Consider the following 16,335-nt stretch of genomic DNA (forward strand, 5'->3'; position numbering starts at 1 on the left):
GAACCTGCGCGACATCTTGCGGGCATTCGTCGGCGGTGGTTGAGTGTGGCTCGCCGCACAGCTCGGGGCTGTGGGGTTTCCCGCACTCCTGCCCTAAAGGGGTCCACCGATGAGAAGTTCTGTTCTTCGTCGTACCTGTACCGCCGCCATCGCCACCGCACTGGCCGTCACCGGCCTGGCCGCCTGCAGCTCCGAGGGCGACAGCGCGGCGGACGGCAAGACGCGCATCACGGTCAACTGCTGGCCCCAGCCGAGTGCGAAGATCGACCACAAGCGGTTCGACGAGGACGTCAAGACGTTCGAGAAGCAGAACCCCGGCATCGACGTCGTCGCGCACGACGCCTTCCCGTGCCAGGACCCCAAGACCTTCGACGCGAAGCTCGCCGGCGGTCAGATGGAGGACGTCTTCTACACGTACTTCACCGACACCGAGCGCGTCGTCTCCATCAACCAGGCCGCGGACATCACCGAGTACGTCAAGGACCTCAAGGCGTACAAGGACATAGCCCAGCCCCTGCGCGACGCCTACACCGTCGACGGCAAGATCTACGGGATCCCGCGCACCAACTACTCCATGGGCCTGCTCTACAGCAAGCCGCTCTTCACCAAGGCCGGCCTCGACCCCAGCAAGCCGCCGACCACCTGGGCGGAGGTCCAGGCCGCGGCCAAGAAGATCGCCGCGCTCGGCGACGGGACCGTGGGTTTCGCCGAGTACAGCGCGCAGAACCAGGGCGGCTGGCACTTCACCGCCTCGATCTACTCCCAGGGCGGCGCGGTCGTCAGCGAGGACGGCAAGAAGGCCACGGTCGACACCCCCGAGGGCAAGGCCGTCCTGCAGAACCTCAAGGACATGCGCTGGCGCGACAACTCCATGGGCGCCAAGCAACTCCTCATCATCAACGACACCCTCCAGATGATGGGCTCCGGCAAGCTCGGCATGTACCTGGCCGCCCCCGACAACGTCCCGCGTATCGTCAAGGAGGCCGGCGGCAGGTACGAGGACCTCGCCTTCGCCCCGATGCCCGGCGGCAAGGGCACCCTCATGGGCGGCGACGGCTACATGTTCAACAAGAAGGCCACCCCCGAGCAGATCAAGGCCGGCCTCACGTGGCTGGAGTGGACCTTCCTCACCCCGGGCCAGGGCTACATGAACAACTACGCCCGCGCGGCCTCGGACAAGTCTCCGGTCGGCCTGCCCGAGCCGCGGCTGTTCACCGGCGCCACCGACGCCAAGGACCAGGAGCTGAAGAAGGCGTCCGCCAACGTCCCGGTCGAGAACTACCAGGCCTTCATCGACGGCGGCCAGCAGCTCGACATGAAGCTGGAGCCCAAGCACGGCCAGCAGATCTACGCGGTCCTCGACGGCGCCGTCTCGGCCGTCCTGACGAAGAAGGACGCGGACATCGACGCCCTCCTCAAGGACGCCCAGTCCAAGATCGACGGAATCCTGGCCCGAGGCTGAGAGCCATGAAGACCACCACCCGCCCCACGGCGCCCGGGAGAGGGCGGTCCGCCGACGCGACGCCTTCCCCCGGGGGCGCGCCCCCGGCGGTCCGCGGGCCCCGGCAACCCCTGCGCAGGAAGATCGCCGACCAGGCCACCGCCTACGGGTTCCTGATCGGCGGACTGCTCTGCTTCATCCTGTTCTCCTGGTATCCGGCGATCCGGTCGCTGATCATCGCGTTCCAGAAGTACACCCCCGGCTCCGACCCCGAGTGGGTCGGCACCGCGAACTTCACCCGGGTCCTCCAGGACCCGGAGTTCACGGCCGCCTGGCGCAACACCCTCACCTTCACGGTGCTCGCCCTGGTCATCGGGTTCGCGATTCCCTTCGTCATGGCGCTCGTCCTCAACGAACTCCCGCACGCCAAGGCGTTCTTCCGGGTCGTCGTCTACCTCCCCGTGATGATTCCGCCGGTCGTCAGCGCCCTGCTGTGGAAGTGGTTCTACGATCCGGGGGCGGGCCTCGCCAACGAGGTGCTCGGCTTCCTCCACCTGCCCACGTCGAACTGGACCAACGGCGCCGACACCGCGCTCGTCTCGCTGGTCATCGTCGCGACCTGGGCCAACATGGGCGGCACCGTCCTCATCTACCTCGCCGCCCTCCAGGGCATACCCGGCGAGCTGTACGAGGCGGCCGAGCTCGACGGCGCGTCCGTCTGGCAGCGCGTCCGGCACGTCACGATCCCGCAGACCCGCTTCATCATCCTGATGCTGATGCTCCTTCAGGTCATCGCGACGATGCAGGTGTTCACCGAACCCTTCGTCATCACCGGCGGCGGCCCGGAGAACTCCACCGTCACCGTGCTCTACCTGATCTACAAGTACGCCTTCCTCTACAACGACTTCGGCGGCGCGTCCGCCCTCAGCGTGATGCTCCTGCTGGTGCTCAGCGCCTTCTCCGCCCTGTATCTGCGACTCACCCGCACCGACTGAGAGGAGCGTCGCCCGCCATGACACAGACAGCTCCGCCCCCGGTGACCAAGCCGGCCGGCGCCCGGGCCAAGCGCTCCGGCGAGACACCGGCCGCCCGCTCCGTACGCACCGTCATCTCGCCGCTGGCGCTTGCCGGGCGCCGCGGCAAGGTCACGTACTGGTCGGTGTTCACCCTCGTCGTCCTGCTCTTCGCGCTCGCGTTCCTCTTCCCCGTCTACTGGATGGTCACGGGCGCGATGAAACCGCCCGAGGAAGTGGTCCGCACCCCGCCCACCCTCGTCCCCGAGCAGTGGCAGCTCAGCGGCTACACCGACGCCTGGGACCTGATGCGGCTCCCGACCCACCTGTGGAACACGGTCGTCCAGGCGACCGGCGCCTGGGTGCTCCAGATCGTCTTCTGCACCGCCGCCGCCTACGCCCTGTCCAAGCTCAGGCCCGCCTTCGGCAAGGTGATCCTCGGCGGCATCCTCGCCACCCTCATGGTCCCGGTGCAGGCCCTCGTCGTACCGAAGTACCTCACCATCGCCGACATGCCGCTGATCCACGTCAACCTGCTGAACGACCCGCTGGCCATCTGGCTGCCGGCCGTCGCCAACGCCTTCAACCTCTACCTGCTCAAACGGTTCTTCGATCAGATCCCGCGTGACGTCCTGGAAGCCGCCGAGATCGACGGGGCCGGCAGGCTGCGCACCCTCTGGTCCATCGTCCTGCCACTGTCGAGACCCGTCCTCGGCGTCGTCTCGATCTTCGCGCTGGTCGCCGTCTGGCAGGACTTCCTCTGGCCCCTGATGGTCTTCTCCGACACCGGGAAACAGCCGATCAGCGTCGCCCTCGTGCAGCTCTCGCAGAACGTCCCGCTGACCGTACTGATCGGGGCCATGGTCATCGCGAGCATCCCGATGGTCCTGATGTTCCTGGTCTTCCAACGGCACATCATCGCCGGAATCAGCGCGGGCAGCACCAAGGGCTGACCCACGCCACCCCTCGGTGGCGCGCCCCCTCAGGACCCGCCGCCGTCCCCGGCCTTCCCGCCCCGCTCCGGGGCGGCGGCGTCAGACCCTCCCCAGCACCCCCGCTCCTCCCTGTCGCGCGGACCGGCCCACCCCGCCGGCGACCGCGCCCGCCCGAAAGGAACCCGCCTTATGGAAGGCAGCCAGCCCGCCGCCGACGACTGGTGGCGCTCGGCCGTCATTTACCAGGTCTACGTCCGCAGCTTCGCCGACGGCGACGGGGACGGCACCGGCGACCTGACGGGCGTACGGTCCCGGCTGCCCTACCTGGCCGAACTCGGCGTCGACGCCCTCTGGTTCACCCCCTGGTACCTGTCCCCGATGGCGGACGGCGGATACGACGTCGCCGACTACCGGGCCATCGACCCCGCCTTCGGCGACCTCGCCGAGGCCGAGAAGCTCATCGCCGAAGCCCGCGAGGCGGGCATCCGCACCATCATCGACATCGTCCCCAACCACGTCTCCGACCAGCACGTCTGGTTCCAGGCCGCACTCGCCGCCGGCCCCGGCAGTGCGGAGCGCGAACTCTTCCACTTCCGCCCCGGCCGCGGCCCACACGGCGAACTGCCCCCCAACGACTGGGAGAGCGAGTTCGGGGGAGTGCCCTGGACCCGCGTCGAGGACGGCGAGTGGTACCTCCACCTCTTCGCCACCGAACAGCCCGACCTCAACTGGGCGCACCCCGCCGTACGCCGGGAACACGAGGACGTCCTGCGCTTCTGGTTCGAGCGAGGCGTCGCCGGGGTCCGCATCGACTCCGCCGCCCTCGTCGCCAAGGACCCGGCCCTGCCCGACCTCGAAGGACACCAGGGACCCCACCCGTACGTCGACCGCGACGAGCTGCACGAGATCTACCGGAGCTGGCGGGCCATCGCCGACGAGTTCGGCGGCATCTTCGTCGGCGAGGTCTGGCTGCCCGACGCCGAGCGCTTCGCCCGCTACCTCCGCCCCGACGAACTGCACACCGCCTTCAACTTCACCTTCCTCAGCTGCCCCTGGGACGCCGGGCCGCTGCGCCGCGCCATCGACGACACCCTCGCGGAACACGCCCCCGTCGGCGCTCCCGCCACCTGGGTCCTCTGCAACCACGACATCACCCGCACCGTCACCCGCTACGGCCGCGAGGACACCGGATTCGCCTTCACGGCCAAGGCGTTCGGCGTCCCCAGCGATCTGGAACTCGGCACCCGACGAGCCCGCGCCGCCGCACTCCTCTCGCTCGCCCTGCCCGGCTCGGTCTACCTCTACCAGGGTGAGGAACTGGGCCTGCCCGAGGCCGACGTACCGCTGGACCGCATCCAGGACCCCATGTACTTCCGCTCCCAGGGCCGGGCCCCCGGCCGCGACGGCTGCCGCACCCCACTGCCCTGGGCGGCCGGCGAACCCTTCGCCGGCTTCGGCTCCACCGTGGAACCCTGGCTCCCGCTGCCCGCCGACTGGCCGGCCCGCGCGGCCGACCTCCAGGAACGGGACCCGGGCTCCATGCTGTCCCTCTACCGCGAAGCCCTGCGGCAACGGCGCTCCCTGACCGCCCTGCACGCCGAACCGCTGCGCTGGCTGAACGAGGAGCCCGATCTCCTTGTCTTCGCCCGGGGCGAGCACCTCGTCTGCGCCGTCAACCTCGCCGAGCACCCCGCCCAGCTCCCCGCCCACACCGAGGTCCTGTTCAGCAGCGGACCCCTGGACGCCGACGGCCGACTGCCCCGGGACACGGCGGTGTGGCTGGCCGTCTGAACCCGTGCGCCCACCGTCCCGGGAACACCGGTTCCGGACGCCGCCCCGGCGCCCGGAACCGGAACAACCCGGCACCGCGCCCCGGCCGGCCCGACGCCCCGCCGGAGCGTCCCCGCGCACCCGATGCGGGGGCGATCGCCCCAGAAGAGCTGAGTATCCGCACTCAGGTTCCGCGCCCCGGCCGCCACGAAGATGAGGGCGTGGCGGGCGAGGCCGAGAAGGCCGGACCCGGCACCGCACCGCCGCCCACCGGGACGGCCGCGCCCGCCGGACCCAGGGAGAACCGTGCTCAGCCGCATCGCCGCCGCCGTCGTCCCCTCGCTCGGACGCCTCACCGTCACGTCCGACCACGCCACGGCCCCCGCCGCCGGCAGCATCATCGTCGCCAACCACACCTCCCTGGCCGACCCGGGCATCGTCCTCGCCGCCCTGCGGCGCCTCGGCGTCGAACCCGTCGTCATGGCCACCGCGGGCTTGTGGCGCATCCCGGTCCTCGGCCGCCTCCTGGAACAGGGCGGCCATATACCCGTGCACCGCCACACCCACCGCGCGGCGGGCTCCCTCGACGCGGCCGCCGCCGCGCTCGGGGACGGCCGCCACCTGCTCATCTACGGCGAAGGACGCCTGCCCCGCCGCCTGGACGCGGCCGAGGCCCCGCCGGAGGGCTTCCGCAGCGGCCTCGCCCGCCTCGCGCACGCGTCCGGGGCGCCGGTCGTGCCGCTCGGCCAGGCAGGCGCGCGCCGGGTGACCTCGGGCCGGTGCGTCAAGCAGATCTCCGGGCTCCTCACCGCCCCGGCCCGCCGCCCCCGCCTCCACGTCCACCTCGGCTCACCGCTGCACCTCCCGCCGGAGGTGGCGGCGGCGACCGCCACCGCCCGTGCCGCCGTCACCGCCGCCTGGCGCACCGCCGCGCACCACCTCGGTGAACCCGCGGCGCTCACCGGACGCTGAACGCGCCACGGCCGCGGGGCTCCGCACGCCCCGCGTCAGGGGAGCGGCTGCCCCGCGTCGCGGGCCGCCTGCTCCACGCGCTGCCGATAGCCCTCCCACCAGGCGCGGTCGCCCGGCGGCATGTTCTCGTTGCCGGACTGCAGCCCGACCGTCCCGTCGACGAGCTCCCGCACGAGGTCGGCATGGCCGGCATGCCGCTGGAGGTCGGAGATCACATGGACCAGGATCTGGTGCAGCGTCACCCGGTTCCTGTCGTCCGGCCACCACGGGACCCGGCCCACCGCGTCGAGGGGCAGCTCGGCGATCGTCGCGTCCGCGTGCTCGGTCACCCGGCGGTGCAGCGCGAGGATGTCCGCACGGGACTCGTCCGCGGTCGCCCACATGTCCTGGTTCGCCTCGGCGTCGTCCTCGAAGGCGGGCACCACCTCGCCGAACGGCCGCCCGAACGTCTCGCCGAAGTAGCCCAGCTCCACCCCGGCGGCATGCTTGACCAGCCCGAGGAGGTTCGTGCCGGTCGGTGTCAGAGGACGGCGGACGTCGTACTCCGAGAGCCCTTCGAGCTTCCACAGGAGGGAATCGCGAGCGGATTGCAGATAACGCCGGAGATCGGCTTTCGGCTGCGAAAGGGTCATGCCCGCAGTCTGTCACCAGGCACTGACAGGACACCCCCACCCCGGGCCGGGCGGCGGCGGGCATCCCGCCCGTCCGGGGACGCGTCCCGGGTGGCGGTGGCGACCGGGGCGGCGTAGGTATGGAGACGTGATGCTCCGAGAATGTCCGACATCACGGAGCGTTCCGGTCTGTGAACGGCCGGTGACCATCAGGCCCACCCGGCCGGACCGCCGCTGGCGTCCGCCGGCTCACCACCGGGGGCGAGGAGACGGATCCCGATGACCGAGGCAGAACAGAGCACTCCGGTGCCCGGGATCCCCTGCTGGGTCAGCCTCATGACCCGGGACCTGCGGTCCGCCGAGGAGTTCTACGGGACCGTTCTCGGCTGGACCTTCCGCTCCGGCGCCCTCGGCGAGGGTTTCTCGGTCGCCCACGTCGACACCCTGCCCGTCGCCGGGATCGGACAGATCGCCCCCGGACTGCCCACGGTCGTCTCCTGGACCCCGTACTTCGCCGTCCCGGACGTCGACACCGCCGCGGCCCGGGTCCGGGAACGGGGCGGCACCATCGCCGTCGGCCCGATCCGGATCGGCCCCGGGCGGGGGGCCCTGGCCGCCGACCGGGAAGGGGCCGCGTTCGGTTTCTGGGAGGGCCGGACCCCGCCCTGGTCGTTCGGCCGCGACAGCGCGCCGGCCTCCCTCGAACTGCGCACCAGCCACGCCTTCGACTCCGCGATCTTCTACGCCGAGGTGTTCGGCTGGGCCTCGGAGGAACCCGGCGGCTGCGAGGTCGGCTACGCCTACCGGCAGGACGCGGTCGTCGTACGGCAGGGCGGCCGCACCGTGGCCACCCTGCGCGGCGGCGGGGACGCGGCGTCGGCCGACCCCCTGCTGCGCCCGCGCTGGCACGTCCGCTTCCGGGTCGAGGACCTGGAGGCGGTCACCGAGGCCGCCCGCGCGGCGGGTGGAACGGTGGGCCCGTCGGCGGCCTCGCCCGCCGACGGGAGCGAAGCGGTGATCAGGGACCCCGACGGCGGCGCCTTCACCGTCTGCGCCCACCCGGCGTAGCCGCCGCGCGCCGGCTCAGCAGGCGCGGAACACATGACCGGGCCGCCCGGCCGGGACGACGCCGAGATCCCGTCGCACCACGGAGACCTTCGCTCCCACGGACGAACACGCCTCTTCGAAGTCGTCCGCGGTGTACTCGACGACGAAGACCCTGTCGTCGTACGCGGAGGCGTAGTCGGCGCACTCGTCGTAGCGGCCGCACTCCTCGGCGACGGCGAAGTCGAACCCGATCTCCTTGCCCTGCCCCAGCAGGTCCGTGGTGTTCTTCTGGCCGATCGCCAGGCCCGCCGCGTGCGCGCGGTCGGCCAGGAGCTTCGCGAACGCCGCGTTGTCCGCCCGGGTCAGCAGCCCCTCGGAGCGCTCGTAGGAGTCGAGGTTGTCCGGCTCCACCGCCTGGAAACCGGACTTCGCGCAGCCGTCGACCCAGTCGCCGACGATCTTCGCCAGCCGGGCGCGTTTGCCCGGGGTCGAAGTGTCGAGCAGCGCCTCGTCCCAGTCCTCGTCCATCACCGGGTCGCCGTCGGCATCGCGCAGGAGCAGATCCGGATTGTCGTCCTCCCACCGGTCGAGGGCGTCGGGCTGGGCCTGGAAGGCGTTGACGTAGCAGACGTTGTAGAGGCCCTCGGCGGGCCGGGCGCCCCGGTCCCGGGAGACGGCTTCGACCCCGGCGGGCGGGGTGTACGCGCCGCCGATCTGGTAGTCGAAGGTCGCGTTCGCCGTGGGCGGCACGACCTCCGGCGCGCCCTTGTCCGGGGACTTCGTGGCGGCGGCGTGGGACAGGAACAGCCCCGCCCCCGCCGCGGCCGCGATCCCGCCGGCCAGCGCGGCGAGGACACGTCGGCGGCGGAGCGGAGAGCGGACGGTGGGCTGGGGCATACGTACTCCTGTGCATGGGCTTGCGGCCCCCGCGGCGGCCCGTCAGGCCGGCGAGGCCTCGATGATCTGGAAGATGTTCGGCGCGGGCAGCGGGGTCACGCCGCGCAGGACGAAGCCGCCCGCCGTGCACAGAGACGCGAAATCGGCCGCGGTCCGTTCCCGGCCCCCGACGTTGACCAGCATGTTGAGATCGGAGAGGTAGACGCCGCCCGGCGGGTCCGCCGGCACGGTGGCGGGCAGCACCGGTTCGACGATCAGCAGGGAGCCGTGGGCGGGGATGACGTCCCGGATGCGCCGCAGGATCGTCGCGCACCTCTCGTCGTCCCAGTCGTGGATGATGCTCTTCAGCAGATAGAGGTCGCCGCCGGCCGGGGCCGAGGCGAAGAAGTCGCCGGTCTCCAGGGCGACGCGGTCGGTCAGGCCCTCGTCGGCCAGCCGCCGCGGCGCCTGTGCGAGCCCCTCGGCCGTGTCGAACAGGACCCCCCGGAGCTTCGGGTGCTCCCGCAGGACCGAGGCGAGCAGGGTGCCGTCGCCGCCGCCGATGTCCACCACGGTGCTGAAGCGTCCGAAGCCGTAGTGGTGCGGCACGGTGGCGGCGGTCAGCCGCGTGCCCTGGCTCATCGCCTCGTTGAACGCGGCGGACAGCTCGGGGTGCTCCTTGAGATGGCCGAAGAAGTCGGTCCCGAACACCGTGTCGAACGTGGTCCGGCCCGTCCGCACGCTCTCGTCGAGCAGGTCCCAGCCCCGCAGCATGACCGGATCGGTGAACATCCGGGCCATCGCGGCCATCGAACCGGCTGTGCCGGTGCGCAGGAAGTCGCCCGCCGCGGTGGTCCGGAAGACGCCCGGTTCCGTCTCGGACAGCAGTTGGAGACCGGCCAGGGCGCGCAGCAGGCGCAGCGTCGCCTGCGGATGGGTGCCGAGGGCTCCGGCGAGCGCGTCGGCGCTCAGGGCGCCCGGCCCGATCCGGTCGAAGACGTCGAACCGCACGGCCGCGCCCAGCGCCTGGGTGGCCATCTGGCCGAGCACGATCCGGGACAGCGCCCCGCGCGCCCGCCAGTCCAGCGGCGTGTCCTCGCTGTTGCGGGCCTCGCGATCCTGACCGTCCGTCATGTTCCGCACCTCCCCGGTGAGTTAGGTAAACCTAACCTGGAAGGTGTCGAGGGGCAATCGGCCCTCCGCCCGTGAGGGTCTCGGCGGCCTGGGCCGCCACCGCCTCGGCCACGGTCGCCAGCGCCGGTGAGTCCAGCTTCCACTGCTGCCAGTGCAGAGGTACGTCCACGGTGTGGTCCGGGGTCAGCAGCACCACCCGGCCGTCGCGCAGCAACGGCCCCGCCTGGACGTCGGGCACCATGCCCCAGCCCATGCCCGCCGCCACGGCGCTCGCGAACCCCTCCGAGGTGGGCACCAGGTGGCGCCGGGCACTCGCCCGGGACCCGGGGGCGAGCCGGCGCACGAAGGCGTCCTGCAGATCGTCGCGCCGGTCGAAGCTGATCACCGGGGCGTCGCCGATCAGCTCGCGCACATCGCCGCCCGACCGCCGTCCCAGCCATCGGTCGGCGAAGGAGGGGCTGGCCACGGGCAGATACCGCATCCGGCCGAGCCGGCGCACCGAGCACCCCGTCACCGCCTCCGGCGACGAGGTCACCGCGGCCATCACCAGTCCCTCCCGCAGCAGCGCCGCCGTATGGTCCTGGTCCTCCCGGTGCAGCTCGTAGGCGAGGTCCAGCTCCTGCGGTACGCGCCGCAGGGCGGGCAGGAACCAGGTGGCCAGTGAATCGGAGTTGACCGCGATCGACAGGGGCGTCGGCTCACCCGGCCCCGACATCCCGAGCGCCGTCCGCGCGTCGCGCTCCAGCCGGGCCAGCTGGCGGGCGAAGCGCACCACCACCTCGCCGGACTCGGTGGGCCGCACCGGCTTCGTACGCATCAGCAGCACCCGGCCCGTGCGCTGCTCCAGTGCCTTCACCCGCTGGCTGACCGCCGACGGGGTCAGCCGCAGCACGTTCGCCGCCGCGTCGAACGTGCCTTCGTCGACCACGGCCAGCAGAGTGCGCACCTGGTCGAGGGGAAGCTCTGACATCATGAACACTAATGATACGTAAGAATCTTTAGCTGGACGTCACGTTGCCGTGCTCCGTAGCGTCGGCCGCATGACGAACGCCCTGACCGCCGCGGCCGCCGGATTCGGTACCGGCCTCTCCCTCATCGTCGCCATCGGCGCCCAGAACGCCCTGGTGCTGCGCCAGGGCGTCCGCCGGGACGGCGTGCTCGCGGTGGTCGGCATCTGCGCCCTGTCCGACGCCGTGCTCATCACCCTGGGGGTCGCCGGGGTCGGCGCGGTCGTCGTCGCCTGGCCCTCGGCGCTGACCGTCGTCGGCCTGCTCGGCGGCCTGTTCCTGATCGGTTACGGGCTGCTCGCCGCCCGCCGCGTACTGCGCCCGTCCGCCCTGCACGCGGCGGACGCCCCGGCCGCGTCGCGCCGGGGCGTCGTGCTGACCTGCCTGGCGATGACGTGGCTCAACCCGCACGTGTACCTCGACACCGTGTTCCTGCTCGGATCCGTCGCCGCCGACCAGGGGCCCCTGCGCTGGACCTTCGGCATCGGCGCGATCCTCGCCAGCCTGTGCTGGTTCGTGACGCTCGGGTTCGGCGCCCGGCTGCTGAGCGGGGTCCTCGCGCGGCCCTCCGCGTGGCGGGTGCTGGACGGCCTGGTCGCCGTGATGATGATCGGCCTCGGTACGAAACTGGCGCTGGGCGCCTGAACGCCCGGCTCCTCTTCCTTGCGGGGACGAGGAGCCGGGCGCCCCGCGGGCTACGACACCACGAGGACGAGCTTGCCGGTGGTGCGCTCCGTCTCGCCCAGCGCGTGCGCCTTGGCGGCCTCGGCCAGCGGGAAGGCCGCCTCGACATGGGCGCGCAGCTCACCGGCCCGGACCAGGTCGGCGATGGCCGTCATACCCGCGTGATCGGCCTCGACCAGCAGGTTCTCCACCCGGATCTGCCGTGCGGCGGCCTTCGCCGCCTCGGCCGGACCGCCGCCCGGCAGCAGCGACACGAGTGTGCCTCCCGGGCGCAGTACGTCGAGCGAGCGTGCCCGCGTGTCGCCCGAAAGCGGGTCGAGCACCATGTCGACATCGCTCACCGCGTCCCCGAAGTCCACCGTGCGGTAGTCGATGACCTCGTCCGCCCCGAGCCCGCGCACGACATCGTGCTTGGCGGCGCTCGCCGTGCCGATGACGTACGCACCCAGCGACTTGGCGATCTGCACGGCGAGATGGCCGACCCCGCCCGCGGCGGCGTGGATCAGCACCCGCTGCCCGGGCCGGACGTCCGCCGTGTCGACGAGCGCCTGGCGGGCGGTGAGCGCGGCGAGCGGGAGGGCGCCCGCCTGCACGTGGTCGATGTTCTCGGGCTTGTGGGCGAAGGCGCGGGCCGGGCCGACCGTGAACTCGGCGTGGGAGCCGACCCCGTACGGGTAGGGCAGCATGCCGAACACCTCGTCGCCCGGCTTGAAGAGGGTCACCCCGAAGCCCACCGACTCCACGACCCCCGACACGTCCCAGCCCAGGACGAGCGGCAGCCGGTCCAGGAACAGCGCCTGACCCCGGTGCTTCCAGTCCGTGGGGTTCACTCCGGCCGCCCGTACGGCGACCACGATCTGACTCGGTCCCGCGACCGGCCGGGGAAGCCGGACCTCCTCCAGTACCTCGGGACCTCCGTAGACGTTCTGGCTGATGGCGCGCATGCTCTCGTTCTTCGTCATGCGTCCAGCCTCACTCCTGTCCACCCGGCGTACCATGGCATGATTGCCAACTTTCGACAGGATCGTGCCATGGAAAACGTGCATCGCGTCGCCGTACTCGCCCTCGACGGGGTGTATCCGTTCGAGCTCGGCATCCCGAACCGGGTCCTCGGCGCGGCCGACGGCCGCTACTCCGTCGTGACCTGCACGGTGGACGGCCGGCCCGTGCGCACCAACGCCGATTTCTCGATCACCGTCGAACACGGCCCCGAGGTGCTGGCGACGGCGGACACCTTGGTCATCCCGCCCTTCGACACCTCTCGCCTCACCCGCGAGGCGCCCGCGGACGCCGTCGCGGTGCTCGCGGCCGTGCGTCCCGGCACCCGCATCGTGTCGATCTGCACCGGCGCCTTCCTCCTCGCCTCGGCCGGACTGCTGGACGGCCGGCGGGCCACCACCCACTGGGCGCTCGCGGAGCTCTTCCGCACCTGGTACCCCGAGGTGCGGCTCGACCCGGACGTCCTCTTCGTCGACGACGGGGACGTCCTGACCTCGGCCGGGGCCGCCTCCGGCGTCGACGTCTGCCTGCACCTCGTCCGCGCGGACCACGGCAGCGAGATCGCCAACCGGGTGGCCCGGCTCTGCGTCGTACCGCCCTGGCGCGACGGGGGACAGGCCCAGTACATCGAGCAGCCGGTGCCCGCTCCGGCGGCGAACGACACCGCCGCGACCCGCGACTGGGCGCTGCGGAACCTCCAAGGGCCGCTGAGCCTGGCGAGCCTCGCCGAGCACGCCCGGATGAGCCGGCGCACCTTCGTCCGCCGCTTCAACGAGGAGGTCGGCATGAGCCCGGGCCGATGGATCGTCCAGCAGCGGGTCGACCGGGCCCGGCACCTCCTGGAGTCCACGGACCTGGCGGTGGACGAGATCGCGGGCCGGGTCGGGTTCGCCACCGGCGCGTCGCTGCGCCAGCATCTGTACGCCGCCATCGGCGTCACCCCACTGGCCTATCGGCGTACGTTCCGCGGTGCGGTCCTCGCGGCCGGGCAGCCGTAGACGGGGGAGAGGGCCGGCGCGGGCCCCGGACCCGCCGGTTCAGCCCTCGGGGGCCAGGAGACCGAGGCGTTCGGCGCGCGCGGGCGTCAGATCGAGGGCGGTGAGGATCGAGGGTGCGGCGATGCTGGGGAGTATGTGCTGCTGGAGCGTGATGTGGCGGCGCTGCAGGTCCTGGTAGTTGGTGAGAGTCTGGGATACGGCCTGGGTGCCCGTGAAGGCGGCCACGTACAGGTCGGCCGTCTCGGTGGGGTTGACGTGGGGGAGCAGCTCACCGTTGTGTTTGGCCTGCGCGAGGAGGTGATGGGTGGCTTCCTGCCAGCGGAGGAACGGGCCGCTGCGGTCGAGGCCCTGGGCCTGCTGGTCCATGGAGAGGCGCACGCCCGCCCGGGCGAGGAGACTGGTCTGCAGGCGGTGGCTGAACAGCATCCCCAGATCGATGAGTTCCTGGAGCTTGAGGGACTGCTCCGGAACGGTCTGCGGCGGCTCCTGGGCATCGAGAACACCGAGCGCGAGATCTTCCTTGGACGGAAAATGAAAGTAGAGAGCGCCTTTCGTCACGTCGGCGCTTTTGAGTATTTCGGTGATCGTCGCGGCTTGATAACCGTATTTCTCGAAAGCCTGCGCCGCTGCCATCAGGATTGCCTGGCGGGTGCGGATCGCCCGGTCCTGCCTGGCCATCCTGTCTCCTTCACTGGGCCGGACGGCCCGGGAAACGGCCGGGACGGTGTGGGGAGGGGCGGCCCTGCCGGGGATAGAAAAAAAACCGCTGAGTCTGTATCTTATCAGCGCACGTGCATCGCAGGAACGGCTCGCCATCACATGACCCCTGGGGGGAGTTATGCCCGAAGCAGCAGCCCTGATCGACTCGGTGCCGGCAATGGATTCGGAGGCCGACATGGTGCATCCCGTGGGGATCGACATGGTGCACCGGACCAGGCCGGAGGACGCGTTTCCCCGCAACTGGGTCCGTCTCGCGCACGATCGGTTCTCGGTGGCGGCGGTCCTGCCGCACGATCACCCGTTCTTCGCCCCGGTCGGCGGCGACCGGCACGATCCGCTGCTGGTCGCCGAAGCGATGCGGCAGGCGGCCATGCTCGCCTTCCACGCCGGGTACGGCGTTCCGCTCGGCTACCACTTCCTGATGGCGGACCTGGACTACGTGTGCCACCAGGACCACTTGGGCGTCGGCGGAGTCCCCACGGAGATAGACGTGGAGGTGTTCTGCTCCGACCTGAAGTGGCGGAGCGGACTGCCCGTGCAGGGGCGCGTGGGCTGGGCGGTGCACCGGGGCGGCGAACTGGCGGCCACGGGGATGGGCGCGACCCGTTTCACCAGCCCCAAGGTGTACCGGCGGATGCGCGGCGACGCCCCCGCCGAGGGGATATCGATACCCGAGGCGGCACCGGTCGCCGCCGCCCGTGCGGGCCGGAGCAGGACCGAGGACGTGGTGCTCTCGGACACCGGCCGTGAAGGCGTCTGGGAGCTGCGCGTGGACACGCGGCACCCGACGCTGTTCCAGCGCCCCAACGACCATGTCCCGGGCATGCTGCTGCTGGAGGCGGCCCGTCAGGCGGCCTGCCTCGCGGCGGGACCCGGCGGCATCGTCCCGGCGGAGGCGAGCACCCGGTTCCACCAGTACGCCGAGTTCGGCAGCCCGTGCTGGATCAGCGCGGCGGTCCTGCCGGAAGAGGCCGACGACACCGTGACGGTCCGGGTGACAGGGCATCAGGACGGCGAGCCGGTCTTCTCCACACTCCTCTCCGGCCCCCGGGCCGACGGCCGAGAGGTCCTCTCCCAGTGATTCTCGTGACGGGTGCGACCGGAGCGGTGGGCCGCGAGGCCGCCGCACTGCTGGCGGCCGCCGGTCCCGTACGGATTCTCGCCCGCCGCCCGGAGCGTGTGACGGTACGCGGCGCCGGGGTCGAGATCGTCGAGGGGGCGTACGGGGACCGCCCCGCCCTCGACCGGGCCCTGCGAGGCGTCGACTCGCTGTTCCTGGTGACGAACAGCCCCACGGAGCCCGACGACGAGCGGGTCGCCGGGGCGGCCTTCGCGGCGGGCGTCCGCCACCTGGTCAAGCTCTCCATGATGGCGGTGGAGGAACCGGGCGCCGACGACTTCATCACCCGGCGTCAGCGGGAGAACGAAGAGGCGATCAGGGAATCCGGCGTCGCCTGGACGTTCGTCCGCCCCAGGACGTTCATGTCCAACACGCTGTCCTGGGCGCCCGGTATCCGCTCGGCGGGAGTGGTGCGCGCCCTGTACGGCGACGCCCCCGTCGCGTGCGTCGACCCCCGTGACGTGGCCGCGGTGGCCGTCGCCGTACTCACCGGCACGGGCCACGAGGGCAGGGCGTACGCCGTCTCGGGGCCGGAGGCGATCACCGCGCGGGAACAGACGGCAGAGCTCTCCCGGGTGCTGGGGCGGCCGCTGCGCTTCGAGGAGCTGGGTCTGGACGCCGCACGCGCGGCCCTGCTGGCGAAGTACCCGCGGCCCGTCGCGGAGGCCTTCCTGGAGAGCGCCGAGCGACAGCTGGCGGGTGCGAAGGCGGCCGTGGTGCCCACGGTCCAGGAGCTGACGGGACACCGGGCCAGGCCGTACCGCACCTGGTCGGCCGACCACGCGGACGCGTTCGCAGCCGGTTAGGGCGGCTGCCCGCCTGGGCGGAAGCACGCCGACCGCCCACCTGCCCACCTGCCCAACGGCCCACGGAATGGGCCGGCCCCGTGCGTTCCTCTTTCCCGGTCCTTTTCCGGTGGCTCGCGTGCCCGGACACGGCCGGAAAGCGGGCCCGGGCGCTTCTGACGTGATCTCCCGTTCCCTGGAAATGAAACCGGTAAGTTGGTTT

At 71.8% G+C, this 16,335-nt stretch carries 16 protein-coding genes; 10 read left to right on the forward strand and 6 right to left on the reverse strand.

From position 1 onward, the window contains the following. Positions 1-109 precede the first annotated feature (109 nt). From IE145_RS08065 to IE145_RS08085, 5 genes are all read left to right on the forward strand, one after another. Complete coding sequence (locus tag IE145_RS08065) at positions 110-1,462, forward strand: ABC transporter substrate-binding protein (RefSeq protein WP_189520190.1); 1,353 nt, start codon at positions 110-112, stop codon at positions 1,460-1,462. A 5-nt stretch (positions 1,463-1,467) separates the two neighbouring features. Beyond that, complete coding sequence (locus IE145_RS08070) at positions 1,468-2,436, forward strand: carbohydrate ABC transporter permease (RefSeq protein WP_189520191.1); 969 nt, start codon at positions 1,468-1,470, stop codon at positions 2,434-2,436. A 17-nt stretch (positions 2,437-2,453) separates the two neighbouring features. After that, positions 2,454-3,407 (forward strand): carbohydrate ABC transporter permease, encoded by a 954-nt coding sequence (locus IE145_RS08075; RefSeq protein WP_189520192.1) that lies wholly within the window; start codon positions 2,454-2,456, stop codon positions 3,405-3,407. Positions 3,408-3,578: 171 nt separating this feature from the next. Further along, positions 3,579-5,180 (forward strand): glycoside hydrolase family 13 protein, encoded by a 1,602-nt coding sequence (locus IE145_RS08080; RefSeq protein ID WP_189520193.1) that lies wholly within the window; start codon positions 3,579-3,581, stop codon positions 5,178-5,180. Positions 5,181-5,465: 285 nt separating this feature from the next. Next, positions 5,466-6,131 carry a lysophospholipid acyltransferase family protein gene (locus IE145_RS08085; protein WP_189520194.1) on the forward strand — a complete coding sequence of 222 codons (666 nt, stop codon included), beginning with the start codon at positions 5,466-5,468 and terminating at the stop codon, positions 6,129-6,131. Positions 6,132-6,166: 35 nt separating this feature from the next. On the opposite strand, the gene IE145_RS08090 is transcribed toward IE145_RS08085, so the two are convergent. Continuing rightward, on the reverse strand, positions 6,167-6,763 hold the full coding sequence (locus IE145_RS08090; protein WP_189520195.1) for a DinB family protein: 597 nt from the start codon (positions 6,761-6,763) through the stop codon (positions 6,167-6,169). A gap of 258 nt (positions 6,764-7,021) precedes the next feature. Between IE145_RS08090 and IE145_RS08095 the strand changes: the two genes are divergently transcribed. Then, the gene (locus tag IE145_RS08095) at positions 7,022-7,810 is read left to right on the forward strand and encodes a VOC family protein (RefSeq protein ID WP_189520196.1); all 789 of its coding nucleotides are present in this window, start codon (positions 7,022-7,024) and stop codon (positions 7,808-7,810) included. A gap of 15 nt (positions 7,811-7,825) precedes the next feature. Here IE145_RS08095 and IE145_RS08100 read toward each other — a convergent pair whose 3' ends face one another. The 3 genes from IE145_RS08100 to IE145_RS08110 are packed head-to-tail and all read right to left on the reverse strand — an operon-like array spanning position 7,826 to position 10,772. After that, positions 7,826-8,686, reverse strand: coding sequence for an endo alpha-1,4 polygalactosaminidase (locus IE145_RS08100; protein ID WP_189520197.1), 861 nt, complete (start codon positions 8,684-8,686; stop codon positions 7,826-7,828). A gap of 42 nt (positions 8,687-8,728) precedes the next feature. Beyond that, positions 8,729-9,799, reverse strand: a complete 1,071-nt coding sequence (locus tag IE145_RS08105; protein WP_189520198.1) for a methyltransferase — start codon at positions 9,797-9,799, stop codon at positions 8,729-8,731. Between the two features lie 31 nt (positions 9,800-9,830). Beyond that, the gene (locus IE145_RS08110; RefSeq protein WP_189520199.1) at positions 9,831-10,772 is read right to left on the reverse strand and encodes a LysR family transcriptional regulator ArgP; all 942 of its coding nucleotides are present in this window, start codon (positions 10,770-10,772) and stop codon (positions 9,831-9,833) included. Between the two features lie 67 nt (positions 10,773-10,839). Between IE145_RS08110 and IE145_RS08115 the strand changes: the two genes are divergently transcribed. Continuing rightward, the gene (locus IE145_RS08115) at positions 10,840-11,451 is read left to right on the forward strand and encodes a LysE/ArgO family amino acid transporter (protein ID WP_189520200.1); all 612 of its coding nucleotides are present in this window, start codon (positions 10,840-10,842) and stop codon (positions 11,449-11,451) included. A gap of 50 nt (positions 11,452-11,501) precedes the next feature. Here IE145_RS08115 and IE145_RS08120 read toward each other — a convergent pair whose 3' ends face one another. Next, complete coding sequence (locus IE145_RS08120) at positions 11,502-12,452, reverse strand: NADP-dependent oxidoreductase (RefSeq protein ID WP_229825408.1); 951 nt, start codon at positions 12,450-12,452, stop codon at positions 11,502-11,504. 69 nt (positions 12,453-12,521) lie between these two features. On the opposite strand from IE145_RS08120, the gene IE145_RS08125 reads away from it, so the two are divergent. Then, positions 12,522-13,487 (forward strand): GlxA family transcriptional regulator, encoded by a 966-nt coding sequence (locus IE145_RS08125; RefSeq protein ID WP_189520201.1) that lies wholly within the window; start codon positions 12,522-12,524, stop codon positions 13,485-13,487. 39 nt (positions 13,488-13,526) lie between these two features. Here IE145_RS08125 and IE145_RS08130 read toward each other — a convergent pair whose 3' ends face one another. Continuing rightward, positions 13,527-14,165, reverse strand: a complete 639-nt coding sequence (locus IE145_RS08130) for a ScbR family autoregulator-binding transcription factor (RefSeq protein ID WP_189520202.1) — start codon at positions 14,163-14,165, stop codon at positions 13,527-13,529. A gap of 160 nt (positions 14,166-14,325) precedes the next feature. Between IE145_RS08130 and afsA the strand changes: the two genes are divergently transcribed. Then, on the forward strand, positions 14,326-15,288 hold the full coding sequence (afsA, locus tag IE145_RS08135; protein ID WP_189520203.1) for a 2-oxo-3-(phosphooxy)propyl 3-oxoalkanoate synthase: 963 nt from the start codon (positions 14,326-14,328) through the stop codon (positions 15,286-15,288). After that, complete coding sequence (locus IE145_RS08140) at positions 15,285-16,133, forward strand: NmrA family NAD(P)-binding protein (protein WP_189520204.1); 849 nt, start codon at positions 15,285-15,287, stop codon at positions 16,131-16,133. The genes afsA and IE145_RS08140 overlap by 4 nt, the downstream gene beginning before the upstream one ends. Positions 16,134-16,335 lie beyond the last annotated feature (202 nt).

Source organism: Streptomyces sindenensis, from assembly GCF_014649035.1.
Lineage (GTDB): Bacteria > Actinomycetota > Actinomycetes > Streptomycetales > Streptomycetaceae > Streptomyces > Streptomyces sindenensis.